A 21,459-nucleotide genomic window follows, 5' to 3' on the forward strand; every position below is an offset into this window, starting at 1 on the left:
GTAGAGAGAGGGTTATGTTTTCAACGGATGACTCTGTTGCTTATAGAGTCATCTTTGAAGGAAAAATAAAAAAAATCGGCAAAATCTACCCTGATTTTCCTTTAGTTGTGAAAACTGATTTTCTTCCGAATTATGAAATGGTTGACAGATTTTTAGATAAAGAGCTGTTTAACGAGAGTTTTTTCACTTTCGCAAAGGGCTTGGTGAAGAAAGAAATTAATGTAAGTTCTTACCGCTTATTTTATAATAGAGGGGAAAAAACTGCATTTTCAAGATCTCCTTATATGTGGATATTAGTATATGCTGATAAGGCCGCTTTGATTAGAGCCGGTTATATATCACAGAGAACAAGGGAGGAGCCATTTATTGGTGCAAAATACTGGATTTGTAATTTTGATAATTCAGACATCCAAGAAACTAAATTCGTGAATTGCAAAAAAGGGGAAAAACGTTCCGAGCTTGATACTTCGTTTGTTCCTTTGGTTAGTGAAGTTAAAGATGATGGCCAACCCGACATTGTTTGTACCAACCTTGCCGAGAGTGAAATCACCTGTAATTCAGAAGGATCCAATTATATTGGAATTAAAAGTGATAAATTTTATATTCGTTAACAATAATGTAGCGCAGTGCAGAATCCACAGCAAAAGATTAGAAATCCGAACACAAAGCTGTAATCCTGATTTTTAAGAATCTATGTCTTTGAAAGAATCCGATTGTGTCTTTGACTTTTGTGGAATCGTAAGACTTGAACTTTCGTTTAAAAAAATTTCCTTTTTAAGCCGTCGAGGAGATTTACCAGTAAATTTAATACAAGCTCTGTGAAACGAAGAAGCGGAATTAAAACCGCATTCGAGAGCGATATTTAGAAGATTATAATTCGCGTTTATACGCATCATAACTTTGACTTCGTTGATTCTATGGAATTGCAGGAAATCAGTAAAACTCATATTCAAATATCGATTCGGCGTTATCAGTAATCCTGTGTAAATGCTTTTTCATTCAAAGGTTCTTTTTCCATAAAAGGCATTGACTCCAGAGCGTGGTGACTTCAAAGATTTAGAGCATGAACTTTTTGCCTTTAACGTCGGATTGGATGTTTAAGACGTTGTTCGTGAAAGAACCGAAACTCCTGATATCGATGTTGAACAGCGTGATTTTTACGAATCAAGAACACAGGATCCAGGAGTTAACGATTCTAAATCCGGAGCTAACGGGTCCTTCAGCGAAGGACAAACGTTCGTATCTGGATATACGTGCCAAGGATGAGACTGGTAGAATCTTCCATGTTGAAATCCAAGTGGCGCACGAGAATTCGTTTGTAAAACGGAGCTTGTATTACCTTTCTGGACTAATTCGGGATCAATTGAAATCTGGGGAAGGCTATAGCGATTTGAAGGCGGTATATCAGGTGAATATAGTTGACTTTAATTTAATCCCGAGTGAGAATTATCACAGTAAGTTCAAATTTCGCGAAGAGAGTAACCCGGAAATTACTTTAACGGACGAATTGGAAATTCATTATATAGAGTTACCAAAGTTGACAGAAGAGGATCATTTGCGGTTGCTACGTGAAGGGAGCGATTTGTATCGTTGGATGTATTTGTTCAAACATACGTCGGAATTAACGGAGGAAGAGATGAGTATCTTAGTGGACAAGACGCCTGATCTGAGTAAAGCGTTTACGATCTTGGAACAATATTCGAATGATCCCAAGAAACGTAAAGAAATAGAAGAGAAACTCAAATCGGATCGGGACTATGTGTATGACTTAGCGGCTCGTTTTGAAGCTGGCGAACGCCAAGGAATCGAGAAAGGCGAGTTTAAAAAGGCTTTAGAAGCGGCTCGCAAGATGCTTGCGGAAGGGATCAAACTCGATGTGGTTCTGCGAGTCACCGGCCTAACGGAGAAGGACCTTGGAGATCACGGTATTCGTTGAGTAGTGAGAAAAAATTTTTCAAACCTTCATCTTTATTTGACAAAACTGGTGTATAGGCAACTCTTTGATGTATCAAAGAGTTGGTTCTAAATTCTTAAAGTCTCCTTCCATTTTTCCTTTCAAATTACAAAAACAAACCCGAACTGCACGGCTGTGCGAAGCAGTGGAAAATCCATGTTACCTAATGGGTATTAGGTGATTTTAACTCTTGACACAAATCACAAGATTGTGTAGTTTTGCCGTGCAAGAATCTACACCAAAGGTAGAAAGCTGGTTCCGGAAAACCGGAGTGTCGTTTAAAAAAGTAAAATGATAAGATGACACCTTCACGGAGATCGGATAAAAAAAAGACCAGCAACTTAAAGTTAGCTGGTGCTGATTGCTTTTAAGGTTTTGGGACAAGTTCTTTGTATAAATCCGTAAGTTTTCAGATAAAAAAGATAACGTGTTGAAAGATTAGAAATCCGAACGAGAATTTATAATTCTGATTTTAAAGACCTACGTTTTTGAAAGAATCCGATTGAATTTCTTTTTTAAGTTCCCGATGTAATCCGCGGAGAACATGGAGATGGTGCGACTAAATATTTATGGACGATTGACAACCGTGGGATAAACATCGCCTTGGAAAAAACGCCATTCCAACGCTAAGAGGTAATATCGTTCATTCCAATATTAGTTCTCAGGCTTCTATTGGCGGAGAGGCCTGGTTTGGACCAAATAATTCAGTCACTATAAATGCGGGTTCTGGAAGATATGGTGATAGATCGGGAATTAGTTCAGCGCAATGGAATGCAGCTGTAAAATATTGGAAATCACTCGGATATAACGTAAATCCGATAGCGTTTGGATCAAGATAGGAGGAGAAAGTGAAATTTTGGCAATTAGTTTCAGTTGCACAAGGTAAAAACGATAATATAATTTCCGTTGCTAAGGAAAAAACGAATGGCTAATTTTTAAACAATGGATTGAAGGCTTCGAGTCTATTGTCAAGAATCAAGAGCGAGCTAAACTTGATTTCGAAATGCCAGAGGATTTATTTTAAATGTTTTAAAAAATATAAATTTCAATTTTTATTTTTCAAATGGTAGCTTTCGAATGATGATGAATCTATTTCGATCATAGACGCATATAAAAAATATGGTGGAGAGAAACTTGAAGAAGCTATCGAGTTTGGTTCGGTATCGGTGTTATAGCACAAAAATAATGACTTGCACGGAATCCCCTTGCATAACCCATCATAGCAAAGGTAGAAAAGTTGACTCTGGAAAACGGGAATGTGGCTTGAAAATATAAAATGATAAGAAGGGCAGGTAGTATTGGAAATGTATACACTGAGTAAGTGAGTGTCCGATATTATGAAGTACGTAGATAACAATTTCTATAAGATTTCAGATCGAGCTGTTTCTTCCGGTGTAGCAGATGATTACAAAATATATTAGAAATTGGTTGATAGCAGGAGCGGTTGTGTTGGCCGCTTTTTATTATATACCTAGAATCAATTTTAGTTGTATTGAAGGGGATTGTTATTCCGGGGAAGGTGTTTATACTTACAATAATACCTATTATTACGGTAGTTTTCAAAAGGGGTATAGACATGGATATGGGATGGAGAAATATCCAGGAGGATGTACATATTATGGTTTTTTTGAAGGCGGTCACAAACAACATTACGGATCTTATGTATGTGAAAAGGATAACTACTCTTTTACAACGTTTTGGAATAACGGAGGATACCATTCTACGGTTTTCTATACTTGTGGCAACAAAACATACTATGGGAAGTGGGCTGGATTTCGCGGAACTTTAATATGTATTTCTGGTGATTGTGAAAATGGGGTTGGAAAAGCTATTTTACCGTTTAAAAAAATTATTCAGTCAGGCAAATTTACCAGCAGCAATTTATACGGTCATGGAGAAGAGATCGATGCTTGCACTGGTAAGATTTTGTATAAGGGAAAGTTTATACATTCGCATAAGGAAAAAGATTATGATGCAGAAGCGCATAAGCCGGTTCAGGGATTGGATTATTGAGGTGTAGGACCCGCGGTGAATCCATTGTCATTTATTGAATTAAAAAGCCTGGCATCGACCCACGACCGCGAAAGCGATCGTAGTGGAAATCCTGCAATGCAACATGGATTGAATGAAGAGACTGTAATATACGAAAAGATTAAAATGTTGCGTTGCAGATTGAAGCGGAGAGCGCGGTCCAGCCTTTGTAAACAAAGGCTGGATTCGCCATTCAGCTCTCAGTATCTGTCTTCAGCCCTCTGAACGCACAAGACAGTATTGGAACCGTTTGTGACCGTACTAACCCTTGGCATGGGAAACGAAACGATGAATGGTACGTTTGCGGAAGGGAACTACGAAGGAAAATGAGAGAAGACAATTGAACCGAATGTCCGGTCCACATGGTTCGACTGCTGATTTGCAAAGAGAGATTGAAATTTCAAAACAGATTGAATTTTTAAGAACTACAAAAGTTCAAAATGGAATATCGATTCTTGAGAATGCCGAAATCAAAATTCCTCCACAAGAAATTGAAGAATTGGAACAGACGGGTCAACTTGACAAAGTTCTGAATATTTACAAGAAGTCGGGTTCAGAAGGGTTAAAGAGTTATATAGCGGGCCGAGCGAGCGGTTTCGGTGCGTTAGACGGATTTTTTCCTGATTTTTCCGATATGGCAAAAAATCCTGGGTTTACCTAAGGTTCCAGTATATAGAATGGAAGTGGAAATACCAGCAGGGACTAGAATATTATATGGAAAGGTCGGTCCACAGGCTGATTGGAGAGTTCCTAATTTCGGTGGTAATCAAATATTTCTAATGGATCGAATTCCACAATTGAATTACAGAACGCTTACAGCAGAGAGGTTGCCATATTGAAAGAATATATTCAAAAAACTATTAAATTAGAGAATGGTGATAGAGTTATTCTTTATGATAGTGATAAGATAAAAGGAAAAATACCAGTATTTGAGTTCAATCGTAATGTAATCAAAGTTGATAAGAATGATGTAATTTTGTGGCGAATAAAAGTTCCCGGAAAAGATGATTGGGAAGCTCCCTTTTTGAAAATTAAATTACGCCAAGGAAAACTGATCGCTTATCATTGGGCTGGAGGTGAATTTGAGGTGAATTTGGAAGATGGTAGTATCAAGTTGATCCAGGAGCATAGGTAGTAGTATTCCACTTAGCGACCTTGGAATGTAAATTAGATATAGATTTTTAAACTCCGCACAATACGGATTAAACTTTGTTGGATCACGTTTAATAATATGAGAGAGAGAATAATAAAAATAACTCTATTGTTTCTTACAATAGCGATTGTATCTTGTAAGGTTACGGTTCGCGATTTGCAGGATATTAATAGTTCTCAAGCGTCTCAACTTGTTTCTCAAGTTGCAGTAAAACTTGAAAATCCTGAGGAATTAAAAGAACATCTTTTGGGTACTTGGGTTTTCGAGCTTACTCTAAACGGAGAGAAAGTAATCAGCACGGGTTTTTTTGGCGGTCTCGAACCGGAAAAGGAATACGTAGTAAACGTTCCTTCTGGTTCCTACGATTTAAAAGTAAATTTGCTTGGAGATTATGTTCGTCCATTTCGTGGAAGAGTTTGGTCGACGCTTGAAAAAGGGGATTATTTTAGGAAAAAAGAATTTATACGTCAGGTTGATTTGCAACCGAATAAAAAGTATATAGTAATTATTAAAAAGTCAAATGAAATCGAGACAGATACGTTATATACAATCATGGCTTTCTGGCAAATATTCTTTTATCCAGTCGGATATTGGCCAATTAAAGGAATGGTAGTTGAATTGGATGTAAAAGAGGCTCCAGTGCTAAGCAATGCAGAATCCACATCAAGGGTAAACCCCGAGTCCCGGGCTTTTTTCCGAAAGAATATCCCGGCGAAGGGGAAGCGGAATTCCGAGCTTGGAAACACAATTAGACATTACTAAATTAGAAAAACAGCAAGCTTGGAATGAAGCGCGGGGAATGCTTTCCCCGCGCTTCATCTAATGTATATCCTGGAACATAGGTAACAGTTTAGCCCGGAGACATGGGTAACACTTTTAAAGTCCTTGTTACTTCCTTAGTCGGTTCATCGAAGTAACCGATCGTAACAAAACTGAAGAAGATCTTCCAGAGACCGTCTTCGATGGGCTCAAACCCGATTCTTTCACCGGCTAAACTCTTTGTAATAAAGTATCTCCGATCCTTCCAATAAAAACAACCATCAACGACCTTTCTAATCTCAAAATGATCCGGATAGAAAATTTCAGGAATCCGACTTGGGAACATTCTCGTTGAATGTTTGTAAAGTTGGGAAGGAGTTTTTTGACCCAACGCCTCGTGAGGACGTTCAAAGTTATACTCGCTTCGAAACCGATCGAAGGATCTCTGTTGTTGTTTCATCGAAGAACGAATCGGATAAACGGCTTCCGCTTTTAACGTTCGATGCAACTTACAAAACCGCTTGTAGAAGATACGATTCAATTACTTTACAAAGAAATGGATGCCGAGAGACAAATCTGGAGAAACAAGAATGATGCGATTGAGGATCAGCTTGCCGTTTTGCAATCGGATCCTGATCAGAGTCCGGAATCTCTTGAACAGATTAGGAACTTATGGAAAGATCAGGCGGATGGGGAAACAAAACTAAAAGATACTTTAAATTCTTTAGATGCTAAAGTAGGTAGTTTGATCAGTTTAGCTTCTGATTTAAATGCAGGAAAGATAACGAATTTGAATGCAGCATATTCTCAAATCTATGAAGGGTTGATGCGAGTGAACAGTCCAGAGTTGTCTGTCAAAAATCAGTCTGTGAGGAATTTGGCAAATACGACTCAAAATTTCTTGATATCCTATTTTGCCTACAAAATGACAGGTATAGCAGGAACGGTGAATGAAACAGGATCGGCGGGCGCTTTCAAAGATTCCGCGGAACAACAACGTCAGGCTTTGCGTGAGCTTTGGCATCGTTATATGAAAGAGTCTAATAGGAATAACAAAAAACCCTACGTGAATCAGATCTTTTAAAAAGGAAGAAACAATGAAATTCAGAACGATCTTAGTATTCAGTTTTCTTTTTACGGTTTCGTTATGGGGGGAACCTCCAAGACCTTCTAACGTTCCGAAAGGTGCGATATACAATGAGAAATATAAAAACTTTATATTAGAAGAAAAAGAGGAACCTTTTTTAAAAAGAACAGAATGGAACACCCTTGGTGTTCTTGAGAGTGAAGTTTATTCGTTAGAAGGACTTACGGATTCAACTCATTATATAGACGGTCGCTGGTATTCGAGAAAGCAATATTACGGCTTTGATATAGACAAAGCCAAAATACTTCCACCTCGTGAAAAGCCTTCTTCAATTCCGAAAGAATCCGAGTTTAACTTTGATTTTCGTAAATGGGAATTAGGTGAGACTAAAGAGGGAAAAAAAGAAGGTGTTTGGAAACTCTGGTGGCCTGCGGGTCAAGAAGCAGGGAGCGTTGAATACAAGAACGGAGTTTACGAAGGTAAGTTTCATCTCATTTGGGAAAATGGTAAGACGAAGGAGACCTGCACGTATGTTTTCGGGAAACGAGACGGGGAACAGTTGATTTACCATGAATCTGGTAATTTGAATGAAAAAGTAAAATATATCCACGGTTTAGAAGAAGGTGAATGGCTGAAATACTTTGATACTGGCGATTTGCAATACCGAGTCACTTTTATAAAAGGGATGGGAACAATGCAGGAGAGATTTGAAAACGGTAAACTAAAGGAAAGAAAGTATTACAAAAATAAGAAGATTGTCAAACACGAGAAGTTTTAAATGTTGCGTTGCAGATTGGAACGAAGAGATACATTTAGAATTTAAAATCCCGTTGAAAAAATTCGAATTGCGGACAGGTCAAACGTATCATATAGAAGGGCTCTTTTCGACTAGAAACCTTCTGATTATAAAAACGGGATTTTTTCCCTTCAGAAGAGAAAAATCTAGAAGCGTATGAAATCGTAAAGGCGCGAATCATTTTCAGACCTACTATGCAAAATCGCCGAAGAAATACATTATGTGGCCGTTTTTCTACGTTATATTCCTTTTTACAGAAAATCGTGTAACCGAAATCGTTTCAAAAACTGGCAAAATGGTGTATTGCACATAACGAGGAAAAAAAATTTATGCATGCACTTCGATGAAATTTTAAAGGTGATGGAAAAATAAGAAACTTCCTTTTCTCTCGGGGCGGTCGTCGTCCGGTTCCGATCACCGATGTAAACGATAATGCGGATTGCACAAGATCACGGCTCACGTGGAGGATTTGACAAAATAACATCCCGGCGGCGATCAATCTTTTGAGCAAAATCTATTTTGAATTTTGTTGAGAGGATTAGTTTGTCCTTTCTTTGGATCCAGGAACAGCAAGGTCCTTTCATAACGAAATGCTTTTTCAGGATTGTATGAAAACGATGCATTTTGTTCTATGCACACCCTCATTTCTGCTCAATGAACTGCTCAGAAATGCGATCGTCCCCACAAGTCTAAAATTTAAAGATCGAAAGATAAACCTATTCTAATTTTTTTATAACATTCAATTAATCTAATTCCGATATATATAATATTATGATAAATGATTTCTCTCTTTCCGAACAAGCTTGTTCCCAATCCTTTCAATATATTCAGTCTTCTTTCTTTAGATCCGAAATTCGTTTTTACGACGATTTGTTTCGCGAGATAATAGATTTTGAAGGTTTATCTTTAGTGCCCAAGCCAAGTCCAAGTCAGAAAGAACCTTAAATGATCTTTCAAGGTCCTTAGAAATGGCAGTTCTTCTTTTACAAACCTAATCGATTTTGTGAACAAAAATACAAGATCAGATCATCTTTAAAAACAAATTCTAAGATGACATAATATGTAAAATACTATACGAACTTTTAGCCTTTTCCCCACACACGTGGGGTTGAACCGAAAGCACACCCTTTGTATACATGTTTTTCCAACTTTTCCCCACACACGTGGGGTTGAACCGGATATTACCAGTAAGCTCAAAAAATGTAGCAACTTTTCCCCACACACGTGGGGTTGAACCTCGACTTGAGCGTCTTTTTCTTTATTCCACCATCTTTTCCCCACACACGTGGGGTTGAACCGAAATCTATCAAGTGGAAGTCTCAGCGGATCTGCTTTTCCCCACACACGTGGGGTTGAACCGCGCATCAGAACAATCCAATGAAGACTCAGGGCCTTTTCCCCACACACGTGGGGTTGAACCGATCGTGGATCGACTTTGCTTCCTTTGCCATCTCTTTTCCCCACACACGTGGGGTTGAACCGTCCCGCCGGTTTAATTCATCAAACATTCACATCTTTTCCCCACACACGTGGGGTTGAACCGTCGCACCACTGCTGGAACCTGTCCATCGCCAACTTTTCCCCACACACGTGGGGTTGAACCGTTTATGAATCCACATCCAGGAGAAATGCTCGCCTTTTCCCCACACACGTGGGGTTGAACCGTCTATGTTGACATTTTTTTATCTCCAATTCCACTTTTCCCCACACACGTGGGGTTGAACCGTGGTCACTCCTCGGATTTCTTTCTGTAGTCCTCTTTTCCCCGCACACGTGGGGTTGAACCGTCAGTCGGGATTGTTCGGATCGAACATACGGGCTTTTCCCCACACACGTGGGGTTGAACCGTAGGCTATAGCTATAACATTTATTGCCATAGCCTTTTCCCCACACACGTGGGGTTGAACCGCAAACTGGCCAAATTTGACCAGTTTACGTTTTCTTTTCCCCACACGTGGGATTGAACCGTTTTCCCATCCTTCGCTTGCGCGTTTCATTTGCTTTTCCCCGCACACGTGGGGTTGCATTAAAAGTTACAGAGAATAAAATTTATCTTTGTTAAATTGAGAATTTTTACAACGTAGAATCCATGAATTCAACTTTAAGTTTTTAATATTCCTATTTTGTGGAAATTTCACTTTCGCAAAGGTGAATGATGTGAGATGCCCCCGTTTTTAGTACCAGTGTAAAGTGTCAAAATCCACTTAAGCAGAGCGTCTTAAATATTCCTCCGGAGTAAGTCCCCCAAGAGAACTATGTGGCCTTTCAGAATTATAGAAATTTCTCCAATCCTCGACAAGGCGCTGTGCTTCTTCAATATTCTTAAACCAATTTTCATTTAAACATTCGTTTCGCATTTTTCCGTTAAAGCTCTCGATGAAGGCATTCTCAGTAGGCTTACCCGGCGTAATAAAATGAATATCGACTCCTTTTTCAAAAGCCCATCGTAAAAAAGCTTTTGATGTGAATTCGGGACCGTTATCCACAACGATTTGTTTTGGCAGGCTACGGACTTCAGATACTTCATTCAAAATTCTTACTAATCGTTCCGAAGTGATTGAGAATTCCACCTGCGTTGCCACGGCGAATCGTCCAAAGTCATCGATGATATTCAATATTCTGAATTTTCTTCCCGAGTAGAGTGAATCCGACATGAAATCCATCGACCACCTTTCCTCCGGTTTCTTAGGAACAATCTTTGGAATCGCAGGTAACGATACTCTCTTTCGTTTCGGTTTGATTCGGTATTTTAAGCCCAATGCTGAATACAAGCGATAGATTCGTTTATGGTTTACTCGTTCTTCTTGCCGAATAAAATCATGAATCTGTCTGTATCCCGCCCTTTTATGCTTATACGCTAAAGTGAGAATTCGATCCTTCAATTCCATGTTTTTGTCCTGAAGCCTGGAACGATGTCGAAAGCCGGTTCTGGAGATTTGCAAAAGACGGCAGGATTTCCGTTCTCCAAGCCGCGTTTTGATTAACAGGAGCGCCTCTCGTTTCTGCTCACGGCTCACCACTTTTTTTCGAGTAACATCTTGATCGCTTCATTTTCTAAAGCTAACTCTGCATACAGTTTCTTTAGCCTACTGTTTTCTTCCTCTAAAGTCTTCATCCGTTTTAGATCGTTTAGTTCTAACCCGCCGTATTTCGAACGCCAACGGTAAAAAGTGTTACCACTGATTCCGTATTTACGACAAAGTTCAGGAGTCGATATCCCTGATTCAGATTCCTTTAGAATCTTATGAATTTGATCTTCACTGAAACGTTTTTTCATGTTTTCCTCCAAAATTTTATGTTCTTGAGAGGATTTCAAACATTCTAAATGGTTCTAAATTCGGGGGCTAGGTCAGATGGACTTAGGAATTACGATCGGAACATAAAGAATATATCTTAAAAGTCCTTTGTTTAATCTCGAAAAACGAAGTTTCAAAACGGAATAATACTATTTAGAAGCCAAAAAGTTTGAAAAAGAGAAGTGGTAAACCAAAGATAATGATGATTTACTAATTTATAGCATATTGGAAATGATGAAATTGATATGCGGAATTTTATTGTCGTTTTAATTTTTACCGTATTTACTTTTTCCGGTTTATTGGCGAAAACTTCCGATTTCAACGGTGAATGTAAACCGAAAGAATGGATCTGTATTTTTACAACTCAAACATCTATGTAAAAGCAGGAGATGACGGTTCCAAAGCGAGAAACCTTCCTTATCGTTTACCTTTTGAATCCTCTTCCAGAGTCGGGCAAGGATACAACGGAAAATTCACACATACGGGAATATTCACTTACGCGCTTGATTTCACTCTTTCAGAAGGAAGCCCCATTCTCGCCGCAAGAGAAGGACTTGTGATCTCAATACAAGATAAATATCAATCTGGAGGAACTATCTCCTTCTACAAAGACAAAGCAAACTTTATCCAGATTCTACATAAGGATGGAAGCATAGCAGAATACGCTCATTTAAAACACAAAGGAATTTCAGTTCAAATCGGACAAATCGTCCAAACGGGAGAAAGAATCGGCTTTTCCGGAAACACTGGCTTTAGTAGCGCTCCCCATTTACATTTTCACGTTTTAAGACACAAGGCGGATCTTCAAACCTTAGAATCGGTTCCCATTTCTAAATCAAATAGGCCAGGTAATTTTTCTTTCATTACGCTTTTCTTATTTCAATTCATTCATTTTTAAAATCTTTTATAGAGGCGTCCTGACGTTTCTATCTCTCGGAACTTCCAAATCGATTGTTCCCAAGTTTTCTTAGAGCTTTTTTGCTACTTTTTCCATTCCGAGAATTCTCTAAGTCATTTCCAGACGAGGTAATCTGCTCGTCGTCTAGACTATGCGTTAGCTCTCATTGCATTGTTCGTTCAACCAACGATTTCGTTCTCTGTTTTAAGAGTCTTTCATTTCCGATCAGCTTCGGAGTGATTGACTCTTCGAATAGCTCTTCCGATTGATTTTTGGTTTGTTTATGTTATTTTTTATCCTTGTTACTTTTGATTATTCACAAGTTATTTACACAATATAGAGAATACTCTCAATGTACCAAAAAATTCGAATATTATGCAAGATAAGATCTTTGGACCTGTGTTTCCTTATACGAACTTGGATAGGGAGATTGAAAAAATCAATTCCAAACCAAAACCTCCGGCTCTGTGTATTTTTGATAAAAGGATTGTTCGATAATTTAATTTATCAACCTTACACCGATTTTGTGAATAGACTCGTTTCTTTTACGAAAAATTTTTAGTTTGATGATTGTAAAGACGGTTAACTAGTAAATTATAAAAATAAAATATATGTCCAGTCCATCCAAATCTTGGATGAACTGGACGAAGTCATTTAAAGGTTACAACTTGAACGTGCGGCTAAATATTTTCTACCGTCTGGTAGATTGACTGTATCAATAGAATCGAAATTACAATCGAGTTTTCTATAGAACGAAGGTCTCATCGTATAGATTTCCGATTTTAATTCGTTTAAGTCTGCGTTTAGGTTTTGATACATTTCTTCATACGTAGCGGTGTTCGAAAATGCAATCGTACTTATCGGGATATTACAAGTTGTACCCGATCCGGTGGATGGATTTGCAAAACAAGTAGAGTGTTGGCCTAACCTTGTGTTTCGAAAATCAGTTTGACTCCGTTGAGGATGTCTATAAGAAATTCGAGGGCGGGACGCCAGTGGTCCTTCACAAGAATAGATTGCAAAAGGTCGAAATAGATTCACATGTTTGTCAAAACGAATCTCTCCTATTCTACAATTCATACTCTTAAAGTTATTTACGCCACTGTTTTCCAAAGTAGACATAAGGTCGTTGATCCTTGAATTGAAATCAGACCACGCAGAGTTCCAGTCCGGACTATAAGCAGCGTTTCCAAGTATCAAACCTCTACAAGAAAAACGGCTGTTGAGTCCGAATGCAGCGGTTGTACATTTTGCCTTAGATCCGGTGTTGGTCTTTCTAAAAAAAGATCGAATTACTTTCGGACTATTGGTAGACAAATTTGCTAAATCCGGAGCGGTCGTGGATGGATCTGTAAGATTGTCTACGTCTCCGACTAAGTAGTCTAAATACGTCTGAAACGAAGTATTTAGCCATGTGTCCCGGGACATTTGAGTAATTAAATAATCAAATTTTTGAATATTTGAATCACGTAATGTACTAATTAAGTCTCTCAGGGTATCTTTTTTATGGGTATAAAGATAATTGAAGAAAACACCCGAGTATCTGTAGAATTTGAAATCTCCATAACGGGCCGTTAGGATTTTTGAAAGGTTCATCCTAGAAGAACCGTCTCTTTTAATTTTAGAAATCAAATTTTTACGCGGACGAATTTCTCTTGAAGTACTACCGGTTAAAAATTCCGCGATTCCTTCTTCGAACCAACTTAACCTTTCATTATCATGAGCCGGAGTTTGAGACCATAAGCCTGGAATTATAAATCTACCTACAAGATAATGTACATATTCGTGGCGCAGTAGTTCTTCTAAAGTATATATACTTTCCGCAGGAGTACGCTGATACGTATAGAACGTTTTGTCTCCTTCTATATAAATTCCACCATTATCCGTAGAGAGATCGAATAAAAAAGGATGAAAAGTTTCGTAATCCTTTTGAGATCCATATACATACATGGAAATTGAATCGGTAGTATCTCCGGACACGGGAGCGTGAATTCCTATCAAACGGAAAAACTGAGATTCTACCTCTTTGAGAGCGTGATAAAGAGGTTGAATTTCGTCGATCGATAGGGATGTGTGTACGATTTGTGCTTTATCGTCAAAATAATATGTATTTGGGAAAACCATCCTTTTTACAACTTCTTTAGTATCACTCAAACAAATGCGCCCAATCCGTAAATCCGCACAGTCTGAATCTCGAGTTAAGGCTTTGACTGCTTGAAGATACGGTTGCGAAATGTATGGATACGTTTCCAGAACATCGGTTACAGCTGAAACAATCCTTGGTTGAAAAGTAGGAAGATATTCGTAAATTCTATCCAAACAAAATATCGCATTATTAATGATCCAAACTGAAGAGTTTGTGTTGAGACTTGTATCAAGAGCAAAGCCCCTCAGTTTATCAATCAATCTAAAATCGATTCTATTCAGAAATTCACGATTCTGTGGAAGAATATGACGCTTGAGTAATCTGAAAACAGCATTTAAAGCTATCATCTGAGAACGGTTGTTCGTCAATCTTTGTGGATCGTTTAAGGTAGCTTCAAGAAAAGAAAGGAGGCCTGGATAAATTATATGTCCGTTTCCCGTACTATCCGCTGCTGTAAAGAAGAACTCTAAAACCTTTCCGGCATCGTTGGTTCCATCTAAAAAATGGGCACTATTTGCAAAAGTCCGCATGGGAGCAACCAAAGCCTGAGAGATTTGATCTTTATCAAATGGAAGGGAAGGGTGAGAAGCTTTTACATAGTACCCGGCCCAAAACATTCTGAACAATTGTATAAAGTTCAAATCGTTGTTACCTCTATAAGAAGGAGCAAGAACTTCCAGTCGATTTACTACCTCTCGCATGTTTGCTTGTGAATAAATATAATCCGAGTATTGATGATCGTAACTCCAAACAAACTTATCCACACAATTTATATCGTGTGTTTCTAAGAACCTGACGAATGCTTTTGGACTTAAACGTGCAACGTAACTTCCAGTACAATTATTTGAAGTTACATTTTGCACAGTTCCATTCGAAGAGGAGTGAGTCGGTCCAAAAGTCATAACCGACGGAACAAGAATTCTTTTTTTTCCATCTGTGATTTTATCAAAGTCTTGTTCGTTTTCTACTTGAATAGGGTTAAAACCTATTGGTTCGTCTAACGAACTGACACTTCTTGTTACCGATCTCATTGTAATTTGTTGTGTTGTCTGAGCAAACATTGTTGCAAACAAACTAAGATCATTTTTCAAGCCATTATTTTGGCTATTACATCCTAGCGAAAAGGTTATAATCACGCTTAACGCTAACACTATTTTACACTTTATATTCGTTATCATTTTTATATTCCTTTCCTTTAAATTTTTTATATTTTCCGTAAATAAAATTATTATCTTTCTATAAAAGAAAAATTTTTTCTTATAGAAAAAATTATAAAATTTATCCCTTAAATATTTATTTAAAGAAATAACGTTATGTGTCTTTGTGTTTTCGTTATGTGCGTTTAAAAATAAATTTGAAAATTAACATTGGATTATTTCTAAATTAAAACAAGTTGGTATCATTTCTTATGATATCAAATTTATTCGCAAAATAGAATTATGCGGCATTTATATAATAAAAATTCATTTTATGGAAGTTGCCTTAGATTTTTTTAGAGTTTATCTCAAAAATAATTTAAATATCTCATAAGGGTTTTACTTTGATCCGTAAAAAGTTTTTAATAAATTCGAATCTATAAAAAATGAAACGATAAGCTTATAAGTTATAGAAGTTTAAAAAATCAACGAAGAACGTGTAAGACAAGTCCGTAGTAAATAACTTTTGAAGAATCTATAAATTGAATTTCTAATATGGTGAGTGTCTCTGGACAGAGATTTGATATAAAATTCAGAGCTTAGACCGTTATTCTGAATTTATAGAAGTTTCTTTTTGCATAGATTTATATTTAGAATTTGTTCAAAAACTTTGAGATTACTGATGAAGAACTACTGAAGAGTTCTCAAACTTCTATGGTGGTTTCTGCATCAGTTATCACATTTTTGAGAAATTAAAGCGTTTCGTTTTTTGAACTCAGCAAAACGCTCCTTATGGGTCGCGTTTTAGATCGTTCGACAAGCTCTTAAGAGACGTTATCCGGTGTATAAAACACAACAAACGTAGAAAGCTGGCTCCGAAAACCGGAATGTGGCTTTTAAAAGGTAATAAGGATTGGTTTTGATAATAAGAGTCTGTCCCCAAACTTTAAGAGAAATCAGTTACAATGATTCAGTAAGTTCGTAATAAAATATAGGAGTTTTACAGATTGCGTCCCTTTGGTAGTTTACGAGCTTTCGAACAGATTTTATAATTGTTAAGTTCTTGTTGAAGTCCCTACATTCTGAGGTTTTGAGACAAGTTCTTAATGAAATTACAATAGGAAGTCCGTACTTCGCCATTAGATGGTTACTTCAGTGTTTCAACGAGTTCGTTGGAAAAAAATCCGTGCTAAAACTTCTGTTCTCTCTTTATTATTTAGGGGCTTTGAATTTTCGTGATTTAGTAAATCCGAATTTACAGATGTAATTTTCAAAACTACATTCGTTTTGCTCGAAATAACTCTAGAACAATATTCTTCTGGATTTAAAATTTTAAATAATTTTAGAATAAGGAATGATGGAATTCGGTTTAGAAAAGGTAAATTTAATTCTTCTTCTATGATATGCTCCCTAATTTCAAATACATAGTAATGCAGGATTGTTATGGCCCAAATGATTGAAAAAGGTAAAAATCCCAAAACAGATCTTGAAACGTAGAAGTAACCTAATAGAAGGAAAACATATACTCATAAAATAGAAAAAATAAGGCAATAGTGTTCCGATAAAAAATAGAAATGCACGAACGCCCAAATCTCTTTGAAATTTGCAATTAACATTAAAAAACAAGAATAGACAATGTAAATTGAGATGTATCCAATGATAATGAATTATGGGTATGGTATATATGAAAAGAGTTTTTGATTTTCTGGTTTGTATGGAAGTCTTGGACAGCTATCAAGTAGATACAAAAAGATGGATCATCCAAACACTTCATGGTTTTCTAAATTCCCAGACGATAAACTGAAATTGACTCTTGAAAATGCGATAGAACTTTTGGAACTACAAGATCGTTCTTGGTAAGAAAAAAGAATCAATCTCACTTCTTATATTAAAATTCAATTTTATCATTAATTTGGACTAGAAAAGGCAATTCGTTTTCTGGCGACTTACAATTATCTTGAAGGTGTAGACACAAACGCTTCTGTCAACGGAAGTTATTACTTGCATGTTTATTGCCGATTTTGGACGAATCGGAAAGAAAATTTTTTAAAGAACTGAGCAAATCGCATTTAAAATCCAACCATTGGAGGATTCTGAAATAATAAAGTGCAGCATATACAAATCGAACTCCAACTTGAATCCGCCGAAGAAATCAAACGCTGGTTTATTGAATATCTTCATTTTGAGATCGAGGAACTGATTCTTACGGTCTTAGATCAGGATAAAAGATCACCGAGTTGGCTATCGATATACTTCAGTCTCTTTTTGCGAAAGTTTATAGAGGTAGGTGGATATAGGATCGTTTTAAGCTATTTCCTCGTATTAGAGTTTGGCCGGGAGAATTGTAGCACCAATGTGCGGTTTTAGATTCGGAAATTTTAAAAACGATCGGTTCTGATACTGATCTTATGCTAGTTAAATGGAATCGCCCAAAAGGTGAAGTTCAAAGGTCTCAAAGAAATGGTATACTTTAAGGACGAAGAGGGTAAAACCATAATATAGTTGGCAGCTATGTTTATTTCATGTCCTTATGTTTACATGACTAGGTCTTAATTTTTCAAAGAGAGAGGGAAGTGAAAATGAATCGTTTTATAGTTTTGATAGTGGTTTTGTTGATTTCAATTGGAGTTGATTTTTCTTACGGAGTGAGTCCTGCACTTGTCCATATTTTATCAAGTGTTGTCTCTGGCTCGATAGTTCAAAAGCCTACGGATAATCCGAAAGATAAGGCAATCAAAATCGTTATACATGATGGTGGAAAGTTTTGTTATGCTCCAGTTTTTAGTGGTGGTGAAAGTTATATTCAACTTGAGCAGTGTTGGGAACAGGACGTTACTAGTGCTCGGTATGATGTGTTTCAAAGAATTTCTTATTACATTAATAAAACATGGCTATGCATTACTGCTCCAGAAGGAGTCATTCTTGGAGAGAGAAACTGGGATTATGTGCATCTCAGACCTTGTACTATCAATGACCCCCTACAGCGATGGATCGTAAAAGAGAATTCCTTTTGGACTGCAGATGAGCGTTATCGTTTAAAAGATGTGAAGTGGTATGCCTATATTTCAAAGAAGTCTAAGGATAGTTATAACCATACTTTGGACTCTTCGATGAAAGATTGGGTTCAGACTGTGGCAACTCCTGGGAATATCAGTATTAAGACTTCCATAGCTTGGAATTTGGGGAATAGCCGCTACTTTATCCATTCAAAAGGCTCAAAAAAAAATACCACATCTATCTACTACAATCCTGAAAGTGGACATGTTGCTCAATACAATCCAGTAAGTGGACGTCTTTCTTGCATGTATTCAAAGGTAGGTAGTTATCAATGGAATTGGATTCGATGGGTATTGTGTGATGATATCCCTACGAGTAAGGATAGTCCTGCTTATTGGGACGTTTATCTTGAAACTGAAGAGGGAGGTATGCTCAAGGATTATAAAGGCAATATTCTGAGAGTTACCAGATATGGATCCAATTGGGGTGTTGTCTATGCAGCTAAACCCTCTTTTTTGGAAAAGGATACCACGAATAGTCCAACGTCTTTGTTTTTAGTAGATGGATATTTACTGGATTGGATACGTTATGCAGCTGGTAATCTTGGTAATACAGAGCAGTATTGTCCGGCTGGTAATAAGGAAAGTCATGTATATAAAAGAATAAAAAGGACCTTACCTCCTGACTTTCAATTAACTGATGACTGGATTCGGAGGCTTTATCAGATAGCGACTTCATCTGTAACTACGGCTCAAGGAAGTGGGGTATGTGGTGTTTGTCTGCTTCAGGGCTTCCAGATGTTGGCAGAACTCCAGGAGTATTATTCTCAGGGACCTCTTCAGAGTGGGGGTTATTTTTTCGATACAGCTCGTAATAGGGATCCTTTTGTCTCGTTTGAACAACGTTATCCGTTATTGAACAGATTGCTGACGGATGTACCTGACGTATATAATCGCGTCACCACCGCGAGCGATACAAATAGGCAACTGGTATTAGCATCCGCTAGGATTATGTTGCCTCAATACAACTGGATTGTCTCTTCTGAATTCACTACTCGGTCTGAGATACAATCTCACATTAGCTCACTCATCAATTCTCCTCCCGGGAGCATTTGGCTGGGAATATTGGGGCGCCGTCGTTCGGATGGAACTTTAGGGTGGCATGCTGTTCCAATTCTTAGGACTTCTCAGGGGTTAGTGGTAATTCGAACGAGAGTGCCTTCGGCGCCATTTGACTTATATAGGCAAGCTTTAACGCCCACCACGGATCTGCTTGAGGTAATTAATAATCTGCAAACACCAAATAGAACTCTGACAAGACTTGTAACTATACAGTTAGAGGGGGGATACCACAATATATTTGACTCCATGATTTCTAACAGAGATTGCACTGGAGAAGGGGACGACAGAAGAGGTACCGGAGGATACCCAACTAGCACATCGGTAAATCAGTGTTTGAGGAGCTGTAGGTGCGCGCTGTTGTAACTTTTATCATATAACATGAACTTTTTTTACAATTTTCTAATAGAGATCTTGATTATAGAGGGAGCAGAAAATAAATGTAGAGGAACAATAAATCGAGAGTGTCGGCTTGATTGTGTAAATGACTTGTGAATAACCAAAAAGTAACAAGGATAAACCCAATATGAGCAACCCCAAAAATCGAGCTGAAGAGCTACTCGATGAATTAATCAAAGATAAGAGTCCTGAAGATCTACTGGGAAATGAAGGCCTCTTAAAGCAACTAACGAAATCACTGATAGAGCGAGCGATGCAAGGTGAGATGACGCATCACCTTGGATATGAGAAGAATTCCTCGTTGGGCAATAACACAGGAAATTCTCGGAATGGAAAAAGTAGCAAAAAGCTCAAAGGAGATTTTGGAACAATCGATTTGGAAATACCTCGAGACAGAAACGGCAGTTTCGAACCGCAGATCATTCAAAAAGGACAGACACGCTTTACCGGCTTCGACGATAAGATCATTTCGATGTATTCTCGTGGAATGACCACACGAGAAATTACCCAACATCTCCAAGAAATCTATCAAGTGGAAGTCTCAGCGGATCTGATCTCAGAAGTCACCGATTCGGTACTGGAAACGGTGATCGAGTGGCAGAATCGCCCCTTGGATAAAGTATATCCAATTCTCATCATGGACGCGTTAGTCGTAAAGGTGAGAGACGGTCACCACGTTCAAAACAAATCCTTCTATTTGGCTTTAGGAATCAATCTACAGGGCACAAAAGAGATACTTGGGATCTGGGTGGAGCGCACCGAAGGAGCGAAGTTCTGGCTTCAGATCTTAACCGATTTAAAGAATCGCGGAGTTGAAGATATCTTAATCGCCTGCGTTGACGGGTTAAAGGGATTTCCGGATACGATCATATCAGTTTTTCCTAATGCACAAGTTCAACTTTGTATCGTTCATATGGTAAGGAATTCTTTGAAATGGGTTTCTTACAAACAGAAGAAAGAGTTGATGATTGATTTAAAGGCTATCTACAAATCTCCGTCGGCAGAGATTGCTAAGAAAAGCCTTGATGATTTTTCAACCAAATGGGACAGTCAATATCCGATGATCAGCAAGTCCTGGAGAAACAATTGGGAATCGGTGATTCCTTTTTTGGCATATCCACCTAATATTCGGAAGGCGATTTACACCACAAACGCCATCGAATCTATGAATATGGGTTTAAGAAAAATTATCAAGAATCGGGGTTCGTTTCCTACCGATGAAGCGGCTATCAAGCTTCTTTATTTAGCTTTGAATAATATGTCTAAAAAATGGACCATGCCTATTCAAGATTGGGGAAAAGCAATGAATCAATTTTCGATTATTTTCGGCGATCGGTTGAAGTTCGATTCGTTTTAAAGAAAGTTATTTACACAGGAGCGCTGACACCCTCGTTCCAGATCGCTAACTCCGGCCTGCATATTGATATGTGCAATTGATAACAGCGCCAGTTGCGTTTCTTACTTTTTCCTCCATGTTTTGGGAGGGCATAAACCAAAGCAATATGAAGTTGAAATTCAAATAATTTCGAAAATCTTTATTAATATAACTATCTAAGGATTTTATATTACTTCGATAAATGTTTTTTCACTCCGTTATTCAAGTATATTTGAGGGACTTTCCTTCTCATTTTTTCAGTTCAAATATATTCTAAAACCTTTATTAACTATTTTATTCCGCGAGTTTTGTGA

At 37.8% G+C, this 21,459-nt stretch carries 10 protein-coding genes, 9 pseudogenes and 1 CRISPR repeat array; of the genes and pseudogenes, 14 read left to right on the forward strand and 5 right to left on the reverse strand.

What is annotated here, in order from left to right:
* Nucleotides 1-14 precede the first annotated feature (14 nt).
* A complete protein-coding gene (locus LEP1GSC190_RS03815) occupies nt 15-611 on the forward strand; it encodes a hypothetical protein (RefSeq protein ID WP_002754738.1) in 597 nt (198 codons plus the stop codon).
* A gap of 72 nt (nt 612-683) precedes the next feature.
* On the opposite strand, the pseudogene LEP1GSC190_RS03820 reads toward LEP1GSC190_RS03815, so the two are convergent.
* Nucleotides 684-962: pseudogene (locus tag LEP1GSC190_RS03820) on the reverse strand (helix-turn-helix domain-containing protein); the annotation flags it as partial.
* A 101-nt stretch (nt 963-1,063) separates the two neighbouring features.
* On the opposite strand from LEP1GSC190_RS03820, the gene LEP1GSC190_RS03825 reads away from it, so the two are divergent.
* The 5 genes and pseudogenes from LEP1GSC190_RS03825 to LEP1GSC190_RS03850 all read left to right on the forward strand — a co-directional run.
* Complete coding sequence (locus LEP1GSC190_RS03825) at nt 1,064-1,936, forward strand: Rpn family recombination-promoting nuclease/putative transposase (RefSeq protein ID WP_002760939.1); 873 nt, start codon at nt 1,064-1,066, stop codon at nt 1,934-1,936.
* A 1,419-nt stretch (nt 1,937-3,355) separates the two neighbouring features.
* On the forward strand, nt 3,356-3,967 hold the full coding sequence (locus tag LEP1GSC190_RS03835) for a hypothetical protein (protein ID WP_002745296.1): 612 nt from the start codon (nt 3,356-3,358) through the stop codon (nt 3,965-3,967).
* A gap of 310 nt (nt 3,968-4,277) precedes the next feature.
* Nucleotides 4,278-4,646: a hypothetical protein gene (locus tag LEP1GSC190_RS03840; protein ID WP_002760937.1), complete on the forward strand. Its 369-nt coding sequence runs from the start codon at nt 4,278-4,280 to the stop codon at nt 4,644-4,646.
* Nucleotides 4,647-4,820: 174 nt separating this feature from the next.
* A complete protein-coding gene (locus LEP1GSC190_RS03845) occupies nt 4,821-5,120 on the forward strand; it encodes a DUF7957 family protein (protein ID WP_002745295.1) in 300 nt (99 codons plus the stop codon).
* Nucleotides 5,121-5,216: 96 nt separating this feature from the next.
* Nucleotides 5,217-5,774: pseudogene (locus LEP1GSC190_RS03850) on the forward strand (hypothetical protein); the annotation flags it as partial.
* Nucleotides 5,775-5,988: 214 nt separating this feature from the next.
* Here the strand turns inward: LEP1GSC190_RS03850 and LEP1GSC190_RS03855 are convergent.
* Nucleotides 5,989-6,408, reverse strand: a pseudogene (locus LEP1GSC190_RS03855) (integrase core domain-containing protein); the annotation flags it as partial.
* Between LEP1GSC190_RS03855 and LEP1GSC190_RS03860 the strand changes: the two are divergent.
* The 3 genes and pseudogenes from LEP1GSC190_RS03860 to LEP1GSC190_RS20120 form a co-directional block, all read left to right on the forward strand.
* Nucleotides 6,397-6,981, forward strand: a pseudogene (locus tag LEP1GSC190_RS03860) (hypothetical protein); the annotation flags it as partial. The pseudogenes LEP1GSC190_RS03855 and LEP1GSC190_RS03860 overlap by 12 nt on opposite strands.
* Before the next feature lie 13 nt (nt 6,982-6,994).
* On the forward strand, nt 6,995-7,762 hold the full coding sequence (locus LEP1GSC190_RS03865) for a toxin-antitoxin system YwqK family antitoxin (protein ID WP_002745300.1): 768 nt from the start codon (nt 6,995-6,997) through the stop codon (nt 7,760-7,762).
* A 460-nt stretch (nt 7,763-8,222) separates the two neighbouring features.
* Nucleotides 8,223-8,473: pseudogene (locus LEP1GSC190_RS20120) on the forward strand (phosphomethylpyrimidine synthase ThiC); the annotation flags it as partial.
* Nucleotides 8,474-8,867: 394 nt separating this feature from the next.
* A CRISPR array of direct repeats spans nt 8,868-9,689; the repeat unit is 29 nt; unit sequence CTTTTCCCCACACACGTGGGGTTGAACCG.
* A gap of 295 nt (nt 9,690-9,984) precedes the next feature.
* Here the strand turns inward: LEP1GSC190_RS20120 and LEP1GSC190_RS03870 are convergent.
* Nucleotides 9,985-11,057, reverse strand: a protein-coding gene (locus tag LEP1GSC190_RS03870; protein ID WP_420844300.1) for an IS3 family transposase whose coding sequence is annotated in 2 segments (ribosomal slippage) — nt 9,985-10,820 and nt 10,820-11,057 — 1,074 coding nt in all. Because the reading frame shifts where the segments join, the coding sequence is not laid out codon by codon here.
* 264 nt (nt 11,058-11,321) lie between these two features.
* Here LEP1GSC190_RS03870 and LEP1GSC190_RS03880 point away from each other — a divergent pair.
* Nucleotides 11,322-11,908 (forward strand): annotated as a pseudogene (locus LEP1GSC190_RS03880) (M23 family metallopeptidase); the annotation flags it as partial.
* Between the two features lie 90 nt (nt 11,909-11,998).
* Here LEP1GSC190_RS03880 and LEP1GSC190_RS20685 read toward each other — a convergent pair.
* Nucleotides 11,999-12,215, reverse strand: a pseudogene (locus tag LEP1GSC190_RS20685) (transposase); the annotation flags it as partial.
* Nucleotides 12,216-12,310: 95 nt separating this feature from the next.
* Here LEP1GSC190_RS20685 and LEP1GSC190_RS19665 point away from each other — a divergent pair.
* A pseudogene (locus LEP1GSC190_RS19665) lies at nt 12,311-12,460 on the forward strand (aldehyde dehydrogenase family protein); the annotation flags it as partial.
* Between the two features lie 168 nt (nt 12,461-12,628).
* Here the strand turns inward: LEP1GSC190_RS19665 and colA are convergent.
* Nucleotides 12,629-15,298, reverse strand: coding sequence for a collagenase ColA (gene colA / locus LEP1GSC190_RS03885; protein ID WP_002748957.1), 2,670 nt, complete (start codon nt 15,296-15,298; stop codon nt 12,629-12,631).
* A gap of 2,264 nt (nt 15,299-17,562) precedes the next feature.
* Here colA and LEP1GSC190_RS20975 point away from each other — a divergent pair.
* The 3 genes and pseudogenes from LEP1GSC190_RS20975 to LEP1GSC190_RS03905 form a co-directional block, all read left to right on the forward strand.
* Nucleotides 17,563-17,758 (forward strand): annotated as a pseudogene (locus LEP1GSC190_RS20975) (hypothetical protein); the annotation flags it as partial.
* 77 nt (nt 17,759-17,835) lie between these two features.
* Complete coding sequence (locus LEP1GSC190_RS03900; protein WP_117344612.1) at nt 17,836-19,737, forward strand: DUF1561 domain-containing protein; 1,902 nt, start codon at nt 17,836-17,838, stop codon at nt 19,735-19,737.
* Nucleotides 19,738-19,897: 160 nt separating this feature from the next.
* Nucleotides 19,898-21,127, forward strand: coding sequence for an IS256 family transposase (locus LEP1GSC190_RS03905; protein ID WP_002745514.1), 1,230 nt, complete (start codon nt 19,898-19,900; stop codon nt 21,125-21,127).
* The last annotated feature ends 332 nt before the right edge of the window (nt 21,128-21,459 follow it).

Origin of the sequence: Leptospira mayottensis 200901116, assembly GCF_000306675.2 — a bacterium.
In the GTDB taxonomy this organism is placed as follows: Bacteria; Spirochaetota; Leptospiria; order Leptospirales; family Leptospiraceae; genus Leptospira; species Leptospira mayottensis.

Excerpts from the sequence above, each read along its gene's own strand:
- LEP1GSC190_RS03815 (WP_002754738.1), top strand. The coding sequence starts at position 15 with ATGTTTTCAACGGATGACTCTGTTGCTTATAGAGTCATCTTTGAAGGA.
- LEP1GSC190_RS03825 (WP_002760939.1), top strand. The coding sequence starts at position 1,064 with ATGAACTTTTTGCCTTTAACGTCGGATTGGATGTTTAAGACGTTGTTC.
- LEP1GSC190_RS03835 (WP_002745296.1), top strand. The coding sequence starts at position 3,356 with ATGATTACAAAATATATTAGAAATTGGTTGATAGCAGGAGCGGTTGTG.
- LEP1GSC190_RS03840 (WP_002760937.1), top strand. The coding sequence starts at position 4,278 with ATGGTACGTTTGCGGAAGGGAACTACGAAGGAAAATGAGAGAAGACAA.
- LEP1GSC190_RS03865 (WP_002745300.1), top strand. The coding sequence starts at position 6,995 with ATGAAATTCAGAACGATCTTAGTATTCAGTTTTCTTTTTACGGTTTCG.
- colA (WP_002748957.1), bottom strand. The coding sequence starts at position 15,298 with ATGATAACGAATATAAAGTGTAAAATAGTGTTAGCGTTAAGCGTGATT.
- LEP1GSC190_RS03900 (WP_117344612.1), top strand. The coding sequence starts at position 17,836 with ATGAATCGTTTTATAGTTTTGATAGTGGTTTTGTTGATTTCAATTGGA.
- LEP1GSC190_RS03905 (WP_002745514.1), top strand. The coding sequence starts at position 19,898 with ATGAGCAACCCCAAAAATCGAGCTGAAGAGCTACTCGATGAATTAATC.